The sequence below is a fragment of the Mycoplana rhizolycopersici genome (assembly GCF_013378445.1).
Taxonomy (GTDB): Bacteria; Pseudomonadota; Alphaproteobacteria; order Rhizobiales; family Rhizobiaceae; genus Mycoplana; species Mycoplana rhizolycopersici.
Genome location: NZ_JABXYK010000001.1, coordinates 433,946 through 455,467 on the forward strand (window position 1 = coordinate 433,946; position 21,522 = coordinate 455,467).

Annotated in this window: 17 protein-coding genes; 7 read left to right on the plus strand and 10 right to left on the minus strand. The window is 64.2% G+C overall.

Translation table 11 applies throughout. The features are described from left to right. Positions 1–12 precede the first annotated feature (12 nt). The 6 genes from HV823_RS27190 (at position 13) to HV823_RS01950 (ending at position 10,492) form a co-directional block, all read left to right on the plus strand. Positions 13–954, plus strand: a complete 942-nt coding sequence (locus HV823_RS27190) for an ImuA family protein (protein ID WP_343051701.1) — start codon at positions 13–15, stop codon at positions 952–954. Next, the gene (locus HV823_RS01930) at positions 905–2,425 is read left to right on the plus strand and encodes a Y-family DNA polymerase (protein WP_343051702.1); all 1,521 of its coding nucleotides are present in this window, start codon (positions 905–907) and stop codon (positions 2,423–2,425) included. Before HV823_RS27190 ends, HV823_RS01930 begins: the two co-directional genes overlap by 50 nt. Next, positions 2,422–5,793, plus strand: coding sequence for an error-prone DNA polymerase (locus HV823_RS01935; protein WP_176948057.1), 3,372 nt, complete (start codon positions 2,422–2,424; stop codon positions 5,791–5,793). The genes HV823_RS01930 and HV823_RS01935 overlap by 4 nt, the downstream gene beginning before the upstream one ends. Before the next feature lie 283 nt (positions 5,794–6,076). Beyond that, positions 6,077–6,388, plus strand: a complete 312-nt coding sequence (locus HV823_RS01940) for a (2Fe-2S)-binding protein (protein WP_176948058.1) — start codon at positions 6,077–6,079, stop codon at positions 6,386–6,388. Next, a complete protein-coding gene (gene bfr / locus HV823_RS01945; protein ID WP_176948059.1) occupies positions 6,354–6,839 on the plus strand; it encodes a bacterioferritin in 486 nt (161 codons plus the stop codon). Before HV823_RS01940 ends, bfr begins: the two co-directional genes overlap by 35 nt. Positions 6,840–7,459: 620 nt before the next feature. Further along, positions 7,460–10,492 carry a calcium-binding protein gene (locus tag HV823_RS01950; RefSeq protein WP_176948060.1) on the plus strand — a complete coding sequence of 1,011 codons (3,033 nt, stop codon included), beginning with the start codon at positions 7,460–7,462 and terminating at the stop codon, positions 10,490–10,492. Positions 10,493–10,619: 127 nt separating this feature from the next. Here the strand turns inward: HV823_RS01950 and HV823_RS01955 are convergent, their stop codons facing one another. From HV823_RS01955 to obgE, 10 genes are all read right to left on the minus strand, one after another. Further along, positions 10,620–11,147: an RNA pyrophosphohydrolase gene (locus tag HV823_RS01955; protein WP_176948061.1), complete on the minus strand. Its 528-nt coding sequence runs from the start codon at positions 11,145–11,147 to the stop codon at positions 10,620–10,622. Positions 11,148–11,185: 38 nt separating this feature from the next. Beyond that, complete coding sequence (locus tag HV823_RS01960; protein WP_176948062.1) at positions 11,186–12,400, minus strand: divergent polysaccharide deacetylase family protein; 1,215 nt, start codon at positions 12,398–12,400, stop codon at positions 11,186–11,188. A gap of 68 nt (positions 12,401–12,468) precedes the next feature. Beyond that, positions 12,469–13,791, minus strand: coding sequence for a S41 family peptidase (locus HV823_RS01965; protein ID WP_176948063.1), 1,323 nt, complete (start codon positions 13,789–13,791; stop codon positions 12,469–12,471). Then, positions 13,781–15,217 (minus strand): murein hydrolase activator EnvC family protein, encoded by a 1,437-nt coding sequence (locus tag HV823_RS01970; RefSeq protein WP_176948064.1) that lies wholly within the window; start codon positions 15,215–15,217, stop codon positions 13,781–13,783. The genes HV823_RS01965 and HV823_RS01970 overlap by 11 nt, the downstream gene beginning before the upstream one ends. Positions 15,218–15,377: 160 nt before the next feature. Then, positions 15,378–15,860, minus strand: a complete 483-nt coding sequence (rlmH, locus tag HV823_RS01975; RefSeq protein WP_176948065.1) for a 23S rRNA (pseudouridine(1915)-N(3))-methyltransferase RlmH — start codon at positions 15,858–15,860, stop codon at positions 15,378–15,380. Positions 15,861–15,957: 97 nt separating this feature from the next. After that, on the minus strand, positions 15,958–16,431 hold the full coding sequence (gene rsfS, locus HV823_RS01980) for a ribosome silencing factor (RefSeq protein WP_176948066.1): 474 nt from the start codon (positions 16,429–16,431) through the stop codon (positions 15,958–15,960). Between the two features lie 39 nt (positions 16,432–16,470). Beyond that, positions 16,471–17,100, minus strand: a complete 630-nt coding sequence (locus tag HV823_RS01985; RefSeq protein ID WP_176948181.1) for a nicotinate-nucleotide adenylyltransferase — start codon at positions 17,098–17,100, stop codon at positions 16,471–16,473. Between the two features lie 15 nt (positions 17,101–17,115). After that, on the minus strand, positions 17,116–18,387 hold the full coding sequence (locus HV823_RS01990; RefSeq protein WP_246300655.1) for a glutamate-5-semialdehyde dehydrogenase: 1,272 nt from the start codon (positions 18,385–18,387) through the stop codon (positions 17,116–17,118). Beyond that, positions 18,380–19,555 carry a glutamate 5-kinase gene (gene proB / locus HV823_RS01995; protein ID WP_176948067.1) on the minus strand — a complete coding sequence of 392 codons (1,176 nt, stop codon included), beginning with the start codon at positions 19,553–19,555 and terminating at the stop codon, positions 18,380–18,382. The genes HV823_RS01990 and proB overlap by 8 nt, the downstream gene beginning before the upstream one ends. 1 nt (position 19,556) lies before the next feature. Beyond that, positions 19,557–20,570 (minus strand): GTPase ObgE, encoded by a 1,014-nt coding sequence (obgE, locus tag HV823_RS02000; protein WP_176948068.1) that lies wholly within the window; start codon positions 20,568–20,570, stop codon positions 19,557–19,559. A 73-nt stretch (positions 20,571–20,643) separates the two neighbouring features. On the opposite strand from obgE, the gene HV823_RS02005 reads away from it, so the two are divergent. Beyond that, complete coding sequence (locus tag HV823_RS02005; RefSeq protein WP_176948069.1) at positions 20,644–21,504, plus strand: endonuclease/exonuclease/phosphatase family protein; 861 nt, start codon at positions 20,644–20,646, stop codon at positions 21,502–21,504. The last annotated feature ends 18 nt before the right edge of the window (positions 21,505–21,522 follow it).

A 21,522-nucleotide genomic window follows, 5' to 3' on the forward strand; every position in this document is an offset into this window, starting at 1 on the left:
GGAACGACCGTCATGGCAACGCCTGCCCTGGCGCGTGAGCGGCTTGTTGCCTTGCGAGAGGCCGTCGCACGCATCGAAAACGCCGACGGGCCCGGCCTCTCCGGGCGAAAATCCCGCTGGCAGTGGGATGCGCAGGAGGCGGCGCGGAACGATCCCCCGGCAACAGACGGCCTCGATGCTATTTTTGCAGCCGGCCTGCCGGCCTGCGGGCTCGTCGAGATCCGCAATGCGCAGACGCGCGACATGGGCGCGGCCACCGGCTTCACGCTTGCCGTTGCCGCCATGCGGCAGGAGATCGCGAAGACCGGCGCAACACTTTGGATCAGCCAGGCAATGGCACTTTCGGAGGCCGGAATGCCCCATGCCCCGGGCTTGAAGAACTATGGCCTCGACCCGGCACGCTTCTTCCTCGCCCGCCCGCGGACGGTTCAGGATGCGCTCTGGATGGCGGAAGCCGCACTCGGCATCTCGGCCTTTTCGGCCGTCATTCTGGAGATCCGCGGCAATCCCGCCTGTTTCGGCCTGACGGAAAGCCGCCGCCTGCAACTGCGCGCGAAGGCGAACGGCAGCCTTCTTCTGCTGCTGCGCCAGGCGGGCGAGGAGGAGGCAAGCAGCGCGCTCTGCCGCCTGCGCGTCGAGCCGGCGCCTTCAGGCGAACGCCCGCTGCCGGACGGGTCGACGCTGGCCGGTAGCCTCGGCAATCCGGCTTTTCTCGTCACCCCGGAAAAAAGCAAGATCGCCGACGCCGTCGGCACAGTCCTGGAGTGGAACACCGATGACCGCCGCTTTCGCCGCACAGAAACCTGCCCCGAACCCCATCCTGAATCACACCCTGCCGCTCAGCAGCCACAGCGGCAGCCAGAGGATACTTTGCCTTTGGTTTCCTTATCTTCCCGCCGACAGGGTGGCCCGGGCCCGCTGGGGACGGTCGTGGCTCTCCAAAGGACGCCCTGATCATCCGCCCGTCGTCTTCGCCAGCCGCAGCGAAAATGCCATGCGGATAAGCCGTCTCGATCGTGAGGCCGAACGCATCGGCCTGCGCAAGGGGCATGGGGTCACGGAGGCACGTGCCATCTGCCCGTCGCTGGATATCCTTCCCGCCGAGCCCGCCGCTGACCGGGCGCTGCTCGAGGCCCTGGCCGACTGGTGCGACCGCTACACGCCGCTCGTCGCCCTCGACGGCGACGACGGGCTCTATCTCGACATCACCGGCTGCGCCCATCTGCACGGCGGTGAGCGGGCCCTGCTCGATGGACTTCTATCCTCGCTCTTTGCGCTCGGCGTCGAGGCACGCGGAGCGATTTCGTCCTCTCCCGGCTTGTCCTGGGCGGTCAGCCATTTCGGCGAGGGCGGCGTGATCGATGCCGATGTGGCGGAAGCGGCGCTGGCACCTCTGCCGACGCCGGCGCTGCGCCTGCCCAAGGATACAGCCGAGATGCTCGGGCGGGTCGGGCTGAAGGCAATCGGCGATCTTCTGCCCCTGCCGCGCGCGCCGCTTGCCCGCCGCTTCGGACCGTTGCTGCTCCTGCGGCTGGACCAGGCGCTCGGCCTGGAGGACGAGCCCATCTCGCCGCGCTTGCCGGTACCGGTTCTTTCGGCAGAGCGCCGTTTGTTCGATCCCGTCAGTTCCGCGGACGACATCCTGGCGCTTTCCGCCCATCTTGCAGGGTCGCTCAAGGAGGGCCTCGAGCGACGCGGCGAGGGCGGACGCCTGTTTGCGCTTCTGCTCTTTCGCGTCGACGGCCGCGTCTTTCGCATCCATGCGGCGACCTCCGCCCCCCAGCGCGATCCCGATCGCATCACGCTTCTGTTCCGCGAGCGGCTTGCGGCGGTTCATGACGGGTTGGATGCCGGATACGGGTTCGAGATCGTCCGCCTCTGCGTGCTCACCGCCGAGCCTTTCGAGACGGTGCAGGAGGGCTTTGCCGACGGCACCGGCGACAGTTGCTCGCTGTCTGCCTTCGCCGAGCGGATCGTCGCCCGCTTCGGCCCCGACAGCCTGCTTGCCGTCACGCTTGCCGAAAGCCATCTGCCCGAACGCGCCGCGCGTCTCGCCCCCATCCTGGACCGTCTGGAGAGCGAGCGAGCCGTCGGCCGGAACGGGGCGGCAGCGGTCACGGCAACCGCCTGCATGGACCGCCCGTTGCGCCTCTTCACCCCGCCCGAGCCGGTCGAAACCATGGCCGGCGTACCTGAGGACGCGCCGAAAAGCTTCCGCTGGCGCCGGAGCCTTTATCGGATCGCCCGCACGGAGGGTCCTGAACGGATCGCTGCAGAGTGGTGGATCGACGGGGAGAACCAGCCGTCCCGCGACTATTTCCGGGTCGAAGACGAGGCCGGTCGCCGCTTCTGGCTGTTCCGCGAGGGGATCTATGGGGAACAGCCGCACCTTCCGCGCTGGTTCATCCATGGGATCCTGGCATGAGCACCCCACCCGACTTCTGCGAATTCGGCGCGCGTTCCAATTTCTCTTTCCTGGAAGGCGCGGCCCACCCCGAAGCCATGGTGGAGACCGCCAGCCGGATCGGCCTTGGCGGCCTGGGGATCGCCGACCGCAACACTGTTGCAGGCGTGGTCCGGGCCTACAACAAAGCAAAGGCCGACAACTATGCCGGCTTCCGCCCCGGCGCCCGGCTCGTCTTTGCCGATGGCACGCCCGATGTTCTCGCCTTTCCGCAGAACCGGCGGGGCTGGGCTCACCTCTGCCGCCTCCTGAGCTGTGGCAACCTGCGCGCGGACGACAAGGGAAACTGCACCCTTTTTTTGCCGGACCTTCTCGAATGGCAGGCGGAACTGCAGCTCATCCTCATGCCGCCCCCCGGCAGACCGGAGCCGAAATCGCTGCTGGCGGTGCTCGAACCCTTGCGGCAGAAAGCCGCCGACCGGCTCTATCTGGGCCTCGTGCCGCGCTACGACGGCTTCGACCGGCTCGATCTTGCCGCGCTGGCAATGCTGTCCCGGCAGGCGCGCGTCCGGCCCCTCGCCACCAATGACGCGCTTTTCGATGCGCCGGACAGCCGCCCGATCGCGGACGTCGTTGCCGCCATTCGCCGCCGCACGACGGTCGAGGGTCTCGGCTTTCGTCGGCAGTCCAATGCGGAGCGCCACCTGAAGTCTCCCGCCGAGATGGCCCGCCTTTTGCGCGACCATCCGGAGGCGATTGCCAACAGCGCCCGGTTCCTTCGCGGTCTTTCCTTCGATCTGGAGGAGCTCGGCCATATCTACCCGGACGAATCCGACGAGGGCTCCACCCCGGAAGAGACGCTCCTGCGGCTCGTTCGCGAAGGCGCATCCCGCCGCTATCCTCGTCAAAGCTATCCGCAAGGCGTGCCTGCCAAGGTCGAGGAGCGACTGGCCTATGAACTCGCACTCATCCACAAGAAGCGTTACGAACCCTATTTCCTGACTGTGCACAAGCTGGTCAGCTTTGCGCGCAGTCGGGGTATCCTCTGCCAGGGGCGCGGCTCGGCCGCCAATTCCTCCGTCTGCTACTGCCTCGCGATAACGGAGGTCGACCCCAACAGGTTCACCCTGCTTTTCGACCGGTTCATTTCCGAAGACCGGGACGAGCCGCCCGACATCGACGTCGATTTCGAGCACGAACGCCGGCAGGAAGTGATCGAATTCATCTACGAGACATACACCAGGGAGCATGCGGGCCTCGCCGCCGCCGTCATCAGCTACCGGGGCCGGTCGGCGGGCCGCGAGGTGGCCAAGGCATTCGGCCTCTCGGACGATGTCCAGTCGGCCCTTTCAGGCTCGATCTGGGGCTGGGGGCGGTCCTCCTTCTCCGAAGAGCAGGTCAAGGCGGCCGGTCTCGACCTGCGCGACCCGACGACGCTACGGATGCTCTCCTATGCGCAGAAGCTGATGGGTTTCCCCCGGCACCTTTCCCAGCATGTCGGCGGCTTCCTGATCACCCGGGATCGCCTCGACGAGGTGGTGCCGATCATGCCGACGGCGATGCCCGGCCGCTACATGGTGGAATGGGACAAGGACGATCTCGACACCCTGAAGCTGCTGAAGGTCGATGTGCTGGCGCTCGGCATGCTGACCTGCATCGCCAAGGCCTTCAAGCTCCTCGAAAGCCATTACCATGAGCCGAAGACGCTGGCAGCGGTGTATGAGGATCAGAAGGACGAGGTCTATGACATGATCTGCCGGGCCGACACGCTCGGCGTCTTCCAGATCGAGAGCCGCGCGCAGATGAGCATGCTGCCGCGGCTGAAGCCGAGAGTGTTCTACGATCTCGTCATCGAGGTCGCGATCGTCCGGCCCGGCCCGATCCAGGGCAACATGGTCCACCCGTATCTGAAGCGCCGCGAAGGAAAGGAGCAGGCGATCTATCCCAAGGATGAGATTAAAGAGGTTTTGAAGCGGACCCTCGGCGTGCCGCTGTTCCAGGAACAGGCGATGCAGATCGCCATCACCGCGGCCGGCTTCTCACCCGCCCAGGCCGACAAGCTTCGCCGCGCCATGGCTACCTTCCGCCGGACCGGCCAGGTCAGTGGCTTCAAGAAGCAGATGATCGACGGCATGGTCGGCCGTGGTTACACGCAGGCGTTCGCCGAGCGCTGTTTCAGCCAGATCGAGGGCTTTGGCGAATATGGCTTTCCCGAAAGCCATGCCGCCTCCTTCGCCCTTCTGGTCTATGCCTCGTCCTGGCTGAAAGCCTATTATCCCGATGCCTTCTGCGCGGCGATCCTCAATTCCCAGCCGATGGGTTTCTACGCGCCGGCACAACTCGTGCGCGACGCCCGCGAGCACGGCGTCCGCGTGCTGCCCGTCGATGTGAACCTTTCCGACTGGGACTGTACGCTCGAGGGCGACGACGCCTTCGATAGGAGACTGATCGCGCCGCGTCACCGGGAGATGCGGGACGTCGTCAAGTCGAAGCGCGCCGTGCGGCTCGGCTTTCGTCTCGTGAAGGGACTGGCCGAAAAGGACATGGCGATCCTGCTTGCGAACCGGGGAGGGGGCTATCGCTCGGTGCGCGATCTCGCGCTTCGCTCCGGTCTGGCGCGCTCCGTCCTCGAACGGCTTGCCGATGCCGATGCCTTCCGCTCGCTGGACCTCGACCGTCGAGCCGCGCTTTGGGCGGTCAAGGCCCTGGACGAGAGAGGCGGGCCGGGCACGCTGCCGCTGTTCGAGCGGGTCGGGACGGATGAATTGCGCCCCGAGCCGCCTGTGCCGCTGCCGGCCATGCCTGCCGGCGAACAGGTGATCAACGACTATCGCTACCTGACGCTGTCATTGAAGGCGCACCCGGTTTCATTCATGCGCGCCGATTTTTCCCGACAGAACATCAAACCGAACGCGGAACTGGAAACGGCTGCCAAGGGAAGCCGCGTCACCGTTGCAGGTCTCGTCCTCGTCCGCCAGCAGCCGGGGTCGGCAAAGGGGGTGATCTTCATGACGATCGAGGACGAGACCGGCAGCGCCAACATCATCATCTGGAAGAAGGTCATGGAAAAATACCGCCAGGTCGTGATGGGGGCACGGCTCGTGAAGGTGCGCGGCCGGCTGCAGCGAGAAAGCGGCGTCATCCATGTGGTTGCCGAGCACCTGGAGGACATGACGCAGGCACTCGGCCTGCTGAAGGAAGAACTGCGCAGCTTCGCCTCCATGAGCCGGGCCGACGAGGTGCTCCATCCTGTCAACGAGGAGGGTCGCGAAAAGGGCGCTCTGCGCCGGTTGCGGCTGGCCGGAAATGATGCACGCCGGCTGGCGGACGCGCACGCCGAGCTGCGGGACGACGCGCAGGTCATGCCGAAGGGGCGCAACTTTCATTGAGGCAGGACGAAAACGCGCATCGCGCCGGCCGAGTTTTTCGCAGTCGATCTCCCGTGGAAAAGGCCAGCCTGCAACAAAAAGTGATCGCCGGCCAGGGCGACATCTGCCATCGCTAAAACAGCAATTGATCAATCCAACATTTTGAAAACACGAACAAATTTCTCAAGTTTAGAATGACTTTAAAGAATGCGGCAGCGATGCTGACCCGTTTTATCTTGACAGCAAATATCTCCTTTTGCTTAATCGCTGGAATTCAGGGCGTTACGCATGGCAGGCAGAACAAATGCTGGTTTGCAGCTGCAACTTCATTAGCGACAAAGAGATCGTTGACGTCATAAACGAGCTCCTCGATCAGGACCGTTGGCAACTGATCGTGCCGGCAAAAGTCTATCATGCCATGGAGAAACGTGGCCGCTGTTGCGGCTGTTTCCCCAACGTCGTCGACATCATCATCCGCACCACCGAACAGTATCACGCCGACCGCTACTCGACGGACGCGGAGATATTTGATTTCATGGCCCGCCTCAAACAATTCCATGAAGACAACAGGAGAGCGGACCTTGAAAGGCGACAAAAAAGTAATCGAGCAGCTTAACGAGGCGCTTTATCTCGAGCTCGGGGCCGTCAATCAGTACTGGCTGCACTACCGCCTGCTGGAAGACTGGGGCTACACGCTCCTCGCCAAGAAGGAGCGTGCCGAATCGATCGAGGAAATGCAGCACGCCGACAAGCTGGTCGCGCGCATCATCTTCCTCGAAGGTCATCCCAACCTGCAGACGGTCGCCCCCCTGCGCATCGGCCAGAACGTCAAGGAAGTCCTCGAAGCCGACCTCGCTGGCGAATACGACGCCCGCACGGCCTACAAGAAGTCCCGCGACATCTGTCATGACGCCGGCGACTACGTCACCATGAAACTCTTCGAAGAGCTTCTGGCCGACGAAGAGGGACACATCGATTTCCTCGAAACGCAGCTGGAGCTGCTGAACACGCTCGGCGCCGAGAAATACGGCCAGCTCAACGCAGCTCCGGCCAACGAAGCAGAATAACCGGCGTTCGTCACAACCATTCGACGCCACCGTCGCTCGACATCGAATCCCCGGCCATCCGCCGGGGATTTTTTTTTCGCGAATATCATCCGCCGCAGCATCGCAACAGGGTTGCGGCAAACGCAACGCTCGCCGGTCGCCGCAGCCGAACATTCCCGCATCCCGACCAGACCTCGCCATGGCTACGTCTCTGCCTCCGCAAACCGGGGTGCCTGACCCGTGTGGCGCATGGCCGGGCGGCTCGAACTCTCGTTCCCCCTGAACAACGCGACGCGCAGAGAAGATGGACGTCGCGGGTGTGCCGGCTCGGTGGCAGGCTAGCGTAGTGCCCGCGCCCCACCCGCTCATCCTAGGCGTATTCTCCATCGCTGGTTGCTGTTCCCGGCGGAACAGAGAACCCGCCCTTTCTCCTCAATATGGCTGCGTGAAGCAGCGTTTGGCGCGCCGCTTCGAAAGCCGGAGCCTCCGGCAGCGTGTGGAGGACGAAAGCCAGGTGCAGTGACGCGAAGCAATGTCCGGCGCTGCAGTCTCCGCCGACGCTCCTCCCGTCCCGGCCGGCGGTACGACTGCCGTCTCCGGGAAATGCAAATCCCGACAACAGCCATCACTAGGAGAAACGCATGGCAACGATCATGGGCTCGATGGGAGCCGACAATCTGATAGGCAAGGACCTCTTGGGGGCCGAGCAGGATATGATCATGGCGCTCGACGGCGACGATATCGTCAATGGCGGCATGGGAAGCGATACGATCATGGGCGGCGTCGGCAACGACCAGCTCAACGGCTCCTTCCAGAGCGACTATATTGTCGGCGATACCGGCAACGACACGCTCAACGGCGACAGTGGCGACGACATGCTTACCGGCGGTCTCGGCGCCGACCGTCTCAATGGCGGATCCGGCCGCGACACGCTCATGGCCGGCGGGCTCGTGGATATGGCCGGCGACATCGTCCATGGCGGGTCGGGCACCGACCGCCTGATCGTCGACTATGGCGACCGCACAAGCGGCGTTTCAATCTCGATCAAGGACTGGATTTCCGAACAGACGCTCATCGGCAACATCAAGACGAGCTACGTCGAGAGCTACCAGATCACCGGCACGGACTTCGCCGACAGTATCACCGGCGGCAACTACAACGACATGTTCATGGGCGGCGGTGGCAACGACACCCTCAAGGGCGGCCGCGGCAGCGACTACCTCGACGGCGGCGAAGGCGACGACACGCTCTATGGCGGCCACGGAATCGACATTCTCAACGGCGCGGAGGGCAAGGACACACTCTACGGTGAAAAAGGGATCGATATCCTTTCCGGCGGCGAAGGCGACGACAGGATCTGGGGCGGCGACGACGGCGACATGATCAATGGCGACGACGGCAACGACCTCCTTTACGGCGACAATGGCAACGACACCATAAATGGAGGCGCCGGCAAGGACACGATGAATGGCGGGTCCGGCGACGACGACCTCACGGGGGGCCTCAGCGATGACGTCATCGAGGGCGGTAGCGGCAACGATACCTATCGTTATGCCTTCGGCGACGGCAAGGACAAGATCACCGATGCCAGCGGCAGCGACCGCCTCATCGTCACCAAGTTCACCGGCGACTTCACAGCCAAGCTGCCGACCCAGGTCAACACGCTTTCCGGCGGCACGACCTTCTCCGGCATCGAGCACTACAGCATTCATGCCGTAGGTTCCGGTGCCAACAAGATCACGACCGGCAGCGGCCATGACGTCGTCGATGCCGGGGCAGGAAACGACACGATCAACGGCGGAGCCGGAAACGACGAACTGCGCGCCGGGACGGGCAAGGATACGGTCAATGCCGGCGATGGCGACGACCGCGTCTATCTCGGCGACGGCGGGGCCGACAAGGCCGATGGCGGCGCAAACACCGACCGCCTCTATGTCGACCGCAAGTCGCTGACGTCGAGCCAGACCTTCTCCGTGAACGCCGCGACGGCGTCCCTGACGGACGGCACCTCGATGAAGAACTTCGAGTATTTCCAGGTCGAGTTCGGCTCCGGAAACGACGTGGTGAAATCGGTCGGCGCTGCCAAGGGCGTCACCTTCTACGGCTATGCCGGCAACGACACGCTGATCGGCACGGCCTACAGCGACGTCCTCGACGGTGGCGAGGGCAATGACAAGCTCACCGCCGGCGCGGGCAACGACGTGATCCGTGACGCCGGCGGCACGAACACCATCGACGCCGGCAGCGGAGCGGATGACATCTATGTCCGCGACGGTGCCAAGGCCGTGGGCCATTACAGCGTCAACATGGGTGACGGCGACGACAAGTTCTACCGCGCGGCTTCCACGGGCAAGCTGACGCTCGACGGCGGCACCGGCACGGACTTCGCCTCCATCGACTTCAGCAAGTATACCCAGGGCATCACCTACAAGGTCGCCTCTACCGTGACCGTGGCCAATGCGCCGGTGACGGTGAAGAGCGTGGAGCGCGTCTCCCTGGTCGGCGGGTCCGGCAAGGACATCTTTACCGGTGGCAACCTGGCCGACGAGTTGCGCGGCCGGGCGGGTGACGACACCCTCACCGGCGGCGGCGGAAACGACCTTCTGTCAGGGGATGCCGGCAACGACACGCTGCGTGGCGGTGACGGCAATGACACGCTTTACGGCGATGGCCTCGGCCTCACCGGCGGCAAGGACAAGCTCTACGGCGACAAGGGCAACGACCATGTCTATGCCGGCGCGGGCGACTTTGCCGATGGTGGCGAAGGCGGCGACACGCTGCATCTCCTGATGACGGAGCAGACGAAGGACATCGCCTTCAACTTCTCCACCGGTACCGTAAAGGTCGATGCAACGACGTCCTTCCAGGGCTTCGAAGCGCTGGACTATGATGGCGGCAAGGCCAAGGATTCCGTTTCGGGCGGTGCGCTGGCCGACTGGCTGAAGGGCAATGCCGGCAACGATACGTTGCGCGGCGGCGCTGGCGCCGACAAGCTGGAAGACGGAGCCGGCAACGACAGTCTGTTCGGTGACGCCGACAATGACCTGCTCATCCGGACCGACTTCGGCGGCAAGGACGCTTTCGACGGCGGGTCCGGCACCGACACGCTGTCCTTCAGAGGGGGCACCACCTCCGTGGTCCTCGACCTGCAGAACCAGGCGACGAACAAGGGCTTGGCGCTTGGCCTGACGGTGAAGAACATCGAAATCATCCAGGGCAGCAACAATGACGACGCCATTCGCGGCGACGCCGGGAACAACGTGTTCTACGGCAACGGTTCGGACGACGTCCTCGACGGCCGTTCCGGCAACGACAAGCTCATCGGCGGGGCCGGTGACGACTGGCTGACCGGTGGCACCGGCAATGACCAGTTTGTCTTCGACAGCGCCGGTCGCGACGGCGAGGGCGACGTGATCACGGACTTCACCCGTGGCCAGGACAAGCTCGTCATCTCCAAGGGCGCCTATGGCATCGCCGCGGCGGACAAGACCGTGACGCTCGTGACCGGCGCCGACCCGGTCGCGACCGCCACCAAGGGCACCTTCCTGTTCGAGACCGACAACGGGCGCCTCTGGTTCGATGCGGATGGCAAGGGAACGGACGCCGATCTGGAGCTCGTCGCCACGCTGCAAGGCGTGAAGTCGCTGAGCGTCGACGACTTCGCCTTCATCTGACCGGGAATGGCTTCGGCTGGAGGCGACTTTCGTCGTCGTCCAGCCCGACCGCCAAACAGCAAACCGCCCGCGGCGCAAGCCGTGGGCGGTTTCACGTGGAGCGTTCAACAGACCAGACGGATGGAGCCTACGGGGCGAGATGGGCGAAGGCCGCGACGACCTCCTCATAGACCTTGCGCTTGAACGGCACGATGAGTTCCGGCAATTGCCGCATCTCCTTCCATTCCCAGGCGTCGAACTCCGCCTCGTGACCGCCGGGCGGCGGATTGATGGCGATCTCGTTCTCGTCGCCCTCGAAGCGGAATGCGAACCAGCGCTGCGTCTGACCGCGATACTTCCCCTTCAACCCGATGCCCATCAAGTGCTGTGGCAGATCGTAGTTGATCCAGCGGCCGGCATCCGCGATGAGCGACACCGAGCGCATGCCCGTTTCCTCGTAAAGCTCGCGATGCGCCGCTTTCAGCGGATCTTCGTTTTTGTCGATGCCGCCTTGCGGCATCTGCCACAGCTGCGGCGAGCCGTCATATTCGGAATTGCCGATGGCGATGCGCCGCCCCGCCCAGACCAGCCCCTGCCGGTTCAGCACCATGATCCCCACGCAGGGGCGGTACGGCAGGTCTTCGGCCAGCACCGACCGCTTCTTTTCCTTGCTCATCGTCGTTTCCGTTTCTGATTGTCTCTACTCCAGCCGGATTACTGCTGGCTTTTCTGTTCGGCAAGTGCGGCGACACCGACGACCTCCAGACCGCGCTGGCTGGCCTCCTGATACCATTCTGCGATGGCCTGGACGCTCTCGTCGAAGGCTGAGGCCACGCCGATCGCGCTGCCATTGCGTCGCGCGATCCGCTCCAGCTCGTCGAGCTTGCGCAGGATGGCGTCTCGCGAAAGCGTCGCGTCGAGCTGCACGTCGGCAAAGGCGTGCGGCATGTCGAGCGCACCGGCGATCGTGCCGGACAACGACTGGGCGGAGGAACCGTCGTCGAGAAACAGAAGCCCACGTTCGGAAACGTCGCGCATGACCGGTTCCATGGCATCGGCGTCGGCCAGGAACCGTCCGCCCATGTAGTTCATGATGCCGGTATAGTTGGTGATCTGCCCCATCGCCCGGTGCAGTTCGTCCAGATTGCGTTTGGCGCTGAAATCGGTGCGCAGCGTATGCGGACCAGTTTCGTTGCTCGGATCCTCGAAGGGCTCAAGCGGTATCTGAAGCAGGATCTCGTGTCCCTCGCGGCGGGCCTCCTGCATCCAGCGCGGAAGGCTGTTGCCGCTCGATGCAAAGGCGAGCGTCACCTCCGGCGGCAGGTCTCGAATCGCCTTCTGCGTACCGGTCTGGCTGAGGCCCAGCCCACCGACCACGATGGCGATCCGCGTGCCGCGTGCGCCCGACCAGGGACGGGCGTACTGCTCCATCGGACGCAGTCCGTCAGGTCCGACAATCGGCAATTTTCCGTAAGAGGTCGTCTCGACGAGGTCTTCGTTGGGGAAGGCGGCGGAGCGCGGATCCTGCCCGATCCGGCTAGCTTCGATGATCAGCGGCCCCGTGCCGTCGCGATCCTTTGGCGTGAATATTCTCACGATGCTGCCATCGGCATTGCGGGTTTCTTCCACGCTCGCGCCGGAGAGACCCCGTTCGCGCCGCACGCCGCCGGCCGCGGGCGAACCTGCGGCGCTCTCCGAAGATGAGTCCGGAACGGCGGGCTGGTTCTCCGCCTTCTGCGCTTGCTGGTCGACCGGATTGGGCGTCTTGAAGTCGCCGCGCGGGCCGAGTGCCGACCATGCTGAAAGGCCAAGAACGCCGGCTATGACGAAGAAGGCGGCCAGGCGCACCGCCGAATGGCGCGGCGCGCGCTTGCGGCCGGACGACACCTTCCGGTTCTGACCGAGGGGTGCATTGAGATCCGTTCCCAAGTGAGGCCGCCCTGCCCGCGAATGCGAAAGACCCGGCTCGCCACAGCAGCAAGCCGGGTCGTCTGAGTTCAGTTCTTCAGCTCAGCCTTTTCAGGATTGGCGGGGAACGACGGATCGGTCTTCTCGCCGCGCAGCAGTTCGAGGGCGTACTGCAGCTGCAGGTCGTCCTTTGCTTCCGGCGGCACGTAGGCAGCGGAGCCGGAGCCTTCCTCGTTCTCGCTCTGGCCCTTGATATGGCCACGCAGGCTCGATTCGCCCGCGGTTTCGAGCTTGCCCTGCAGTTCCGGCGGCAGCGGCTGGTCGACCTTGATGTCCGGCGTGATACCCGTGCCCTGGATCGACTTGCCCGACGGCGTGTAATAGAGCGCCGTCGTCAGGCGCAGAGCACCGGCGTCGCCGAGCGGAATGATCGTCTGGACCGATCCCTTGCCGAACGAACGGGTACCGACGACGGTGGCACGGCGCAGATCCTGCAGCGCACCTGCCACGATCTCCGAAGCCGAAGCCGAGCCGCCGTTGATCAGAACGACCAGCGGCTTGCCGTCGGTCAGATCACCCGGGGCGGCGTTGAAGCGCCGGGTCTCGTCCTCGTTGCGGCCGCGCGTCGACACGACCTCGCCGCGTTCCAGGAAAGCGTCCGAAACGTTGATCGCCTGATCCAGCAGGCCGCCCGGATTGAGGCGCAGGTCGAGAACGAAGCCCTTGAGTTTGTCTGCGGGAACATCGGCCTTGATCTTTTCGATGCCCTTTTCGAGGTCATCGAAGGTCTTCTCCGTGAACGAAATCACACGCAGGTACCCGACGTCGTTCTCGACGCGATACTTCACCGCTTTCACCGCGATAATGTCGCGCATGATCTCCAGTTCGATTGGCTTGTCGGCACCCTTGCGGATGAGCGTGAGCTTGATCGGCGTGTTGACCTTGCCGCGCATCTTGTCGACGGCTTCCTCAAGCTTCAGGCCGCGAACGTCCGCGCCATCGATCTTCGAAATCAGGTCGCCTGCAAGTACGCCGGCGCGGGCAGCCGGGGTGTCGTCGATCGGCGTGATGACCTTGACCAGTTCATCTTCCATCGTCACTTCGATGCCGAGGCCGCCGAATTCGCCGCGCGTCTGCGTGCGCATGTCCTCGGCATCCTTGGAGTTCATGTAGGACGAATGCGGATCAAGCGAAGAAAGCATGCCGTTGATCGCATTTTCGATCAGCTGGTCTTCCTTGGGCGGGGTCACATATTGCGCGCGCACACGCTCGAAAACGTCGCCAAAGATCGACAGTTCGCGGTAGGTTGACGAACCCGCAGCCTCTGCCGGCGCCGTCACCGAATAGATTGCGCTCATGGCCGTAGCACCCATCAGTGCTCCGACGAGAACAAGGGAAGCCCTACGAATCATCACGTACCTTTCCAGAGACACTTGCGGTCCACCAGGGTCTGGGATCAACCGGTTTGCCGTTCTTTCGAAACTCAATGTAAAGCGTTGGCCGATCCGTTTCCAGCGCCAATGCATTCACGCTTGCCACTCTTTTTTCACCCATCACGGCGAGCGGCTCACCCGCCACGACGAACTGTCCTTCTCTGACATTCACCCGGTCCATGCCCGACAGCACGAGATGATAGTCGTCCCCGACATTGAGGATGACCATCCGGCCATAGCTCCTGAATGTCCCTGCGAACACCACCCAGCCATCGGCGGGCGCCGTTACCAGCGCACCCGCATTCGTCGCAAGAATCAGCCCCTGTGACGAATGGCCCGTGCCATCCGCATCGCCGAACTGCCGCACCGCGTCACCCGCAACGGGAAAAGCCAGCCGCTTCTGCAATTCGGAGAACGGATATGCGGGAGCAATGCGGTTTTTGTCGGGCGAGGCGGAGAGCGCCGCCTCGCGCGCGCGCCGGCGTTCGTCTTCCGTCTGCTTCGCCCGTTCGGCTTCCTGCACGCGTGCAAGAGCTGCTGCCTCGCGGACCGATGCGATTTCGCGCTCCATGCTGCCGATCAGGCCTTCCAGGCTGGTGGCACGTCCGGCGAGTTCGTCCGAGCGCCGACGCTCCGCTTCCAACGTCCGCGTATTCTCCGCCGCCAGAGCCTCGTTCTCGCTGATCAGGAGTTGCGACCGCTTCTCCTCTTCCAGCCGGTTGCCCATGGCGGTTGCCAGATCGGCTTTCTCCTTGCCGATCTCGTTTCGGATCGCGATAAGCTTCTGCAGGTCGGCGACAAGCTTGTCAGTCTCGGCCCGGATTCCGGGAACGACGGCGCCGAGCAGGATGGCGCTACGCACCGAGCCGAGCGCGTCGTCGGGCGTGACCAGGATGGCAGGGGGCGGATTGCGTCCCATGCGCTGCAGCGCCGCCAGCACTTCGGCAAGCAGGCCGCGGCGCTCGTGCAGCGAAGCGCGGGCCGCCTCTTCCTCGCCGCGCATTTCGGCCAGGCGCTTTTCGCCGGCGAGAATCTTCGCTTCCATTTCCTGGCGCGCCCGGGCGGATTGGACAATCGCCTCGCGCAGCGACGCGCGATCCTTTGCCAGCCGGTCGATACCGACTTCCAGCTCTCGAACCTTGTCCTGCGAAAGCGTTATGGTTTTCGACAGCTCCTCCAACTCGCGCCGGGTGCCGTCGCGACGAAGCGCGATCGCGGCCGCCGGATCGGCTTCCCCATCCGAGTTCTGGGCGATCCGCCCCGTCGTGCCGGGCTCCTGTTCCGAAGCGGTTGCAAAGACGGGGGCGGAAAGCACTGCCGCAAGGGCAAACGCAACCAGGCCCAGTCGCGATGCGCGACGGGCCGCCCTTCGTTCCCCGCTTCTGTCTGGTGCCGACGCTGCCATGTTCCCGCGCCTTGTTTATCCGAACCGTCTAGCGCACGCGGGTGCGCAACTGGAAATCAATTTTGCTTGCACGCGCGCTCGATCGAATCGTCCTCACGAGACCTAGCGCAATTTCGCCAGAACACAGCGCCGAAATTTCGACCTGACGGACAAATCCTGCCTAGACACGGTGATAGGGATGGCCGGAGAGAATGGTGGTGGCGCGATAAAGCTGCTCGGCGATGAGGATGCGGACAAGCTGGTGCGGCCAGGTCATCTTGCCGAGGCAAAGAACAGCATCGGCGCGCGCGTGCAGAGCCGGTTCCAGCCCGTCCGCGCCGCCGATCGCGATCATCACCTCGCGCTTGCCATCGTCGCGCCATCTTCCGATCAGGCCCGCGAAATCTTCCGACCCGATCGCCTTGCCGCGCTCGTCCAGCAGCACGAGCACAGCGTCCGTGGGAAGCGCCTTTTCGAGAAGGGCCGCTTCCTCCCGTTTGCGGGTCTGCGCATTTGCGGCACGGCTCTCCGCCACCTCGACCATCTTGCCGAGTTCGAGCCCGATTGCCGGACCCGACTTGGCAAAGCGATCGAGATAACGCGCGGCAAGATCCTTCTCGGGCCCGGCCTTCAGCCGTCCCACCGCAAAAAGCCCGATTCGCATTGACCCGGTACCTCCGTCGCACAGCGGCAACGCTCGCCCCAAGGGGCGTCTCAACATTTGGCCGCCTGGCGCGCTCCGAAGGCGGGCGCGCGACGTTCTAGTGCAACGTGCCCTCTTCCATGTCCGGAGCGGCCCACATCTTTTCGATGTTGTAGAACTCGCGGACTTCAGGACGGAACACGTGGACGATGATGTCGCCCGTATCGATCAGCACCCAGTCGCCGGTCTCCAATCCTTCGACGCGGGCGGAACCGAAGCCCTCATCCTTCAGGTCGGTGGTCAGGTGGTCGCAGATCGCCGCGACATGACGGTTGGATCGCCCGGACGCGACCACCATGTAGTCGCCCAGCGCGGATTTCCCGGCAATGTCGATCGTGACGATATCTTCGGCCTTCGAATCCTCGAGGCTTGCGAGGACGGCTTGAAGAGCGCGTTCGGCAGCATCGTCGCCGCGTCCTGCGCTTTTGGGAAGAGCGCGAACGCTTCCCTTCGCGTGCACTGTTGTCAGAGTAAATCCTTTCCACTTAACAGATCCGGCACGGTAGTGATTCGCGCATTCGCGTCGAACCACATCTAGATTTAGGCATCAATAGGGGCCGGTTTCAAGATACTACTCTTCATCCCTGCGTTTCTGGGCTTCGGCCCGGTGGCGAAGCGCGCTGGAACTGAGGAGCGAGCGCGGGCCGTGAATGAACGTCCAGGCGGGCGCACGACGATAGGCAAGCGCGCCGGCATCCTCCTCGTCCACGCGGGCATGGTCGAACGTCTTGGCCATCATCGAGGACAGGAAGGCCAGCGTAGAGCCCGGCCGGTCCACCACCGCAATGGGAAAGGTCCGGGCAATCCTCTGCCAGTTCTGCCAGCGATGAAAGCCCTGCAAGCTGTCTGCGCCCATGATCCAGACGAAATGGACGCCGGGATTGCGAGCCCTGACGATTTCAAGCGTGCGGGCCGTATAGTTCTGTCCAGTCGTCTTTTCGAAGGCGGTCACCTTGATACGCGGATCGGGGGTGATCGCCTCCGAGAACTGCAGGCGCTCGGCGAGCGGCGCGAGCTGGCGATGATCCTTGAGCGGATTTCCGGGCGTTACCATCCACCAGAGCTGATCGAGGCGAAGGCGGCGAAGCGCGATATCGGCCACGAGCACATGGCCCTCGTGCGGCGGATTGAACGAGCCGCCGAACAGGCCCACCGCCATGCCCTTTTCGACATGCGGCATCCGCAGGTAGCGCGACTCGATCCCCTCCGGCTTCACTTACGCCCGCACCTGTCCGGTGCCGCGCACCCTGTATTTGAACGAGGTCAACTGCTCCACGCCGACCGGGCCGCGGGCATGCATCTTGCCGGTGGCGATGCCGATCTCGCCGCCCATGCCGAATTCGCCGCCATCGGCAAACTGGGTGGAGGCATTGTGCAGAAGGATCGCAGAATCGATCTCCGCAAAGAAGCGGTCGGCCACGGCCTGATCCTGCGCGATCACGGCCTCGGTATGCGCCGATGACCAGCGGCCGATATGCTCGATCGCGCCCTCGACGCCATCGACCAGCGCCACGGCAATGATTGCGTCGAGATATTCGGTCGACCAGTCCTGTTCGGTCGCCAGCTCGAGACCCGGGACACGGGCGCGAATCTCGTCGGTGGCACGGACTTCGCAGCCGGCTTCCTTCAGCGCCGAAACAAGCGGCGAAAGCAGCGTCTCGGCGCCCGCCCGGTCAATCAGAAGCGTCTCGGCCGCACCGCAGATGCCGGTGCGGCGCATTTTCGAATTGACGACGATGCGGCGCGCCATCTCCAGGTCGGCGGAACGGTCGACGTAGATGTGGCAGAGCCCTTCGAGATGGGCGAAGACCGGAACGCGCGCCTCGTTCTGCACACGGGCGACCAGGCTCTTGCCGCCGCGCGGCACGATGACGTCGATGCAGCCGTCGAGGCCCGACAGCATGGCACCGACGGCCGCCCGGTCGGCAACCGGGACCATCTGGATCGCATGCTCGGGCAATCCGCCTTCCTTCAGGCCCTGCACCAGGCAGGCATGGATGGCCTGTGACGAGTTCAGGCTGTCCGAGCCGCCCCGCAGGATGACCGCGTTGCCGGCCTTCAAGCACAGCGCGCCAGCGTCCGCCGTCACGTTCGGCCGGCTCTCGTAGATCACCCCGATGACGCCGAGCGGCGTGCGCACACGCTCGATATGCAACCCGTTCGGGCGATCCCATTCGGCGATCACGTCACCGACAGGGTCTTTGAAGGCAGCGATGTCGCGAATGCCGGCGGCAACCGCCTCGATCCGCTCCGGCGTCAGCGTCAGCCGATCGATGAAGGATGCTGCAACGCCGCTCTCGCGGGCATGCACAAGGTCGATCGCATTGGCTGCAAGGATCGTTTCGCTTTCCGCCTGGATGGCCTTCGCCATCGCTTCGAGCGCGCGGTTCTTCGTCTCCGTCGACGCCGTTGCCAGCGGGCGGGCGGCTGCGCGCGCTCTTTTGCCGATCGTGGCCATCAGTTCGGCGACGTTGGTTTGCTCAAGCATGGGCGGGATCCTTCTTCTGCGCCGACGCGCCGTCCGGCCGCATTGCACCGGTCATGACGAGGTCGTCGCGGTGTACCATCGCGGCCCGCCCCGGATAGCCGAGGATGCCGGCGATCTCCGCCGATTTCTTTCCCGCAATCTGCCTGGCCTCTTCGGCGTCATAGCTCGCAAGGCCGCGTGCGATCTCGCGGCCATTCAAGCCGACGATCGCAATAGTGTCGCCGCGTGAGAACAGGCCGGACACCGACCGCACCCCGGCGGGAAGGAGGCTCTTGCCGGAGCGCAGCGCCGCCTCCGCACCCTCGTCGATGGAAAGGATGCCGGCCGGCTGCAACTGTCCGGCGATCCACGTCTTGCGGGCAGTAACCGGCGAACCGGCTGGGGCAAACCACGAGGAACGAGCCCCTTCCGCAATGGCGCGGAGCGGATGGTCCGGCTTACCGGATGCGATGATCATCGCGCAGCCCGCAGCGGTGGCGATCTTGCCGGCATCGATCTTGGTACGCATGCCGCCGCGCGACAGCTCGGAAGCGGCCCCGCCCGCCATTGCCTCGATTTCCGGTGTGATCTCGGCGATCGTGTCGAGAAACCGGGCCTGCGGATCGAGATGCGGGGGCGCCGTGTAAAGCCCGTCGATGTCGGAAAGCAGCACCAGCAGGTCCGCGCCCGCCATGGTCGCAACGCGCGCGGCCAGGCGATCGTTGTCCCCATAGCGGATCTCGGTCGTTGCGACCGTGTCGTTTTCGTTGATGATCGGAACGGAGCCGAGCTTCAGAAGTTGCTTCAACGTTGCGCGTGCATTGAGATAGCGCCGCCGCTCTTCCGTATCGCCAAGGGTCAGCAGGATCTGACCGGCCACGATTCCCTCGGTCGAAAGGCTCTCCGACCACGCCCGGGCCAAGGCGATCTGGCCGACGGCGGCGGCCGCCTGGCTTTCCTCAAGCTTCAAGGCGCCCTTGGGCAGGTTCAGCACGGTCCGGCCGAGCGCGATCGCCCCCGACGAGACCACCAGCACCTCCGCGCCGCCGGCGCGAAGTGCTGCGATGTCGGCGCAAACCGCATCCAGCCAGGCCTTTTTCAACCCTGTCGCCCGATCGACCAGCAGCGCAGAACCGATCTTGATGACGATGCGCTTGTGGCTCGAAAGCGCCGTGCGGGTCGAAGCCATGCTAGTCGCCTTCCCTTTCTTCCGTGCCGAAGCGGACGATCTCGTCGCGCAAGGCGCGCAACGCATCCAGCATGCCGACATTGGTGATCGCAGACAAAAGGAGCGGTTTCTGGCCGCAGGCCTTCTCCAGCTCCTTTGCCTTCTTCTTCAGTTCGTCCTCGTCCAGGATGTCGATCTGCGACAGCGCGACGACCTCCGGCTTGTCGGTCAGCCCGCCACCATAGGCTTCGAGCTCGTTCTTTACGGTCTTGTAGGCCTTGCCGACATTCTCCTCCTGCGCCGAGACAAGATGCAGCAGGACCCGCGTGCGCTCCACATGGCCGAGGAAACGATCGCCGAGGCCGGTTCCCTCATGCGCACCTTCGATCAGGCCGGGAATATCGGCGAGGATGAATTCGCGACCGTCGACTGTCGCTACGCCCAGGTTCGGATGCAGCGTCGTGAAGGGATAGTTGGCGATCTTCGGCCGCGCCCGCGTGCAGGTCGCAAGGAAGGTGGACTTTCCGGCGTTCGGCAGTCCCACCAGCCCGGCATCGGCGATGAGCTTCAACCGCAGCCAGATCGTCTTCTCCTCGCCCTCCAGACCCGGATTGGCCCAGTTGGGTGCCTGGTTCGTCGAGGATTTGAAATGTGTGTTGCCGAAGCCACCATTGCCGCCGGCGGCAAGCCGGAAACGCTGCCCTTCCGTGGTCAGGTCGACGATCAGCGTCTCGTCGTCCTCTTCGAACACCTGCGTGCCAACCGGCACCTTCAGCGTCACCGATGCGCCGCCGGCGCCGGTCCGGTTGCGGCCCATGCCGTGCATGCCGGTGGCGGCCTTGAAATGCTGCTGGTAGCGGAAATCGATGAGCGTGTTCAGGCCGTTGACGGCCTCCACCCAGACGTCGCCGCCACGCCCGCCGTCACCGCCGTCCGGACCGCCGAACTCGATGAATTTTTCGCGACGAAACGAGACAGCCCCTGCACCGCCGTCGCCTGAGCGGATATAGACTTTCGCTTGATCGAGAAACTTCATTTCGGTTCGCCGTTCTTTTGCTTGCGTTTCGCAGCTTCGATATAGCCGGTTCCTGCAGAGGTCAAAGATTATCGTGAAATTCGTCAGCTACAACATCCAGTATGGCATCGGCCTTGACGGGCGGCTGGACCTTGCCCGGATCGCCGCAGAGATCGAAGGCGCCGACATCATCGCGCTGCAGGAGGTGACCCGCGGCTTCCACCGCAACGGCGAAATCGACATGGTCGCCGAGCTCCAAAGCCTTCTCCCCGGGCATTTTTCCGTCTACTGGCCGGCCTGCGACGTTGACGCGGGCTCTGTCGTCGAGGACGGTCGCGCGCGCAGCCGCCGCTTCCAGTTCGGCAACATGGTGCTGTCGCGCCATCCCATCCTCGCCTCGCGCCTCATTCCTCTGCCGCGCAGCCGCACGCTCGACAAGCTCAACCTGCAGCGCGGCGCGACCGAGGCCGTCATCGATGCGCCCGGCGGCGCCCTTCGCGTCTATTCGGTCCATCTCGACCATGTCTATCGCGGCGAAAGGATCGAACAGATCCGCCACCTGAAAACGCAAGCCCAGGCCTATGCCCTCGACGGCGGCGCGATTTCCGGCGCCGAGGAATTCGGTCTTCGACAGCCGCCCTTCCCGGACGACTACGTCCTGATGGGCGACTTCAACATGGTTCCGGAATCGCCCGAATACTGCAGCATGGTCGGCGAAATCGACGCCTATTATGGCCGGCAGATCCGGGCGACCTTTCCCGTCGATGTTCTCGCCGGCCTCGGACGGCGAACGTCGGACAGTTACAGCTGGATCGATCCGCAGGACCATGGCAACCGCATGTACCTCGACTATTGCTTCATCAGTCACGGCCTCGTCGGACGCCTCAAGGACGCCTGGATCGACGAGGCCGCGACTGGATCGGATCACCTGCCGGTCTGGTTCGAACTCGGCTAGGCCGAACCGCCGCGATCG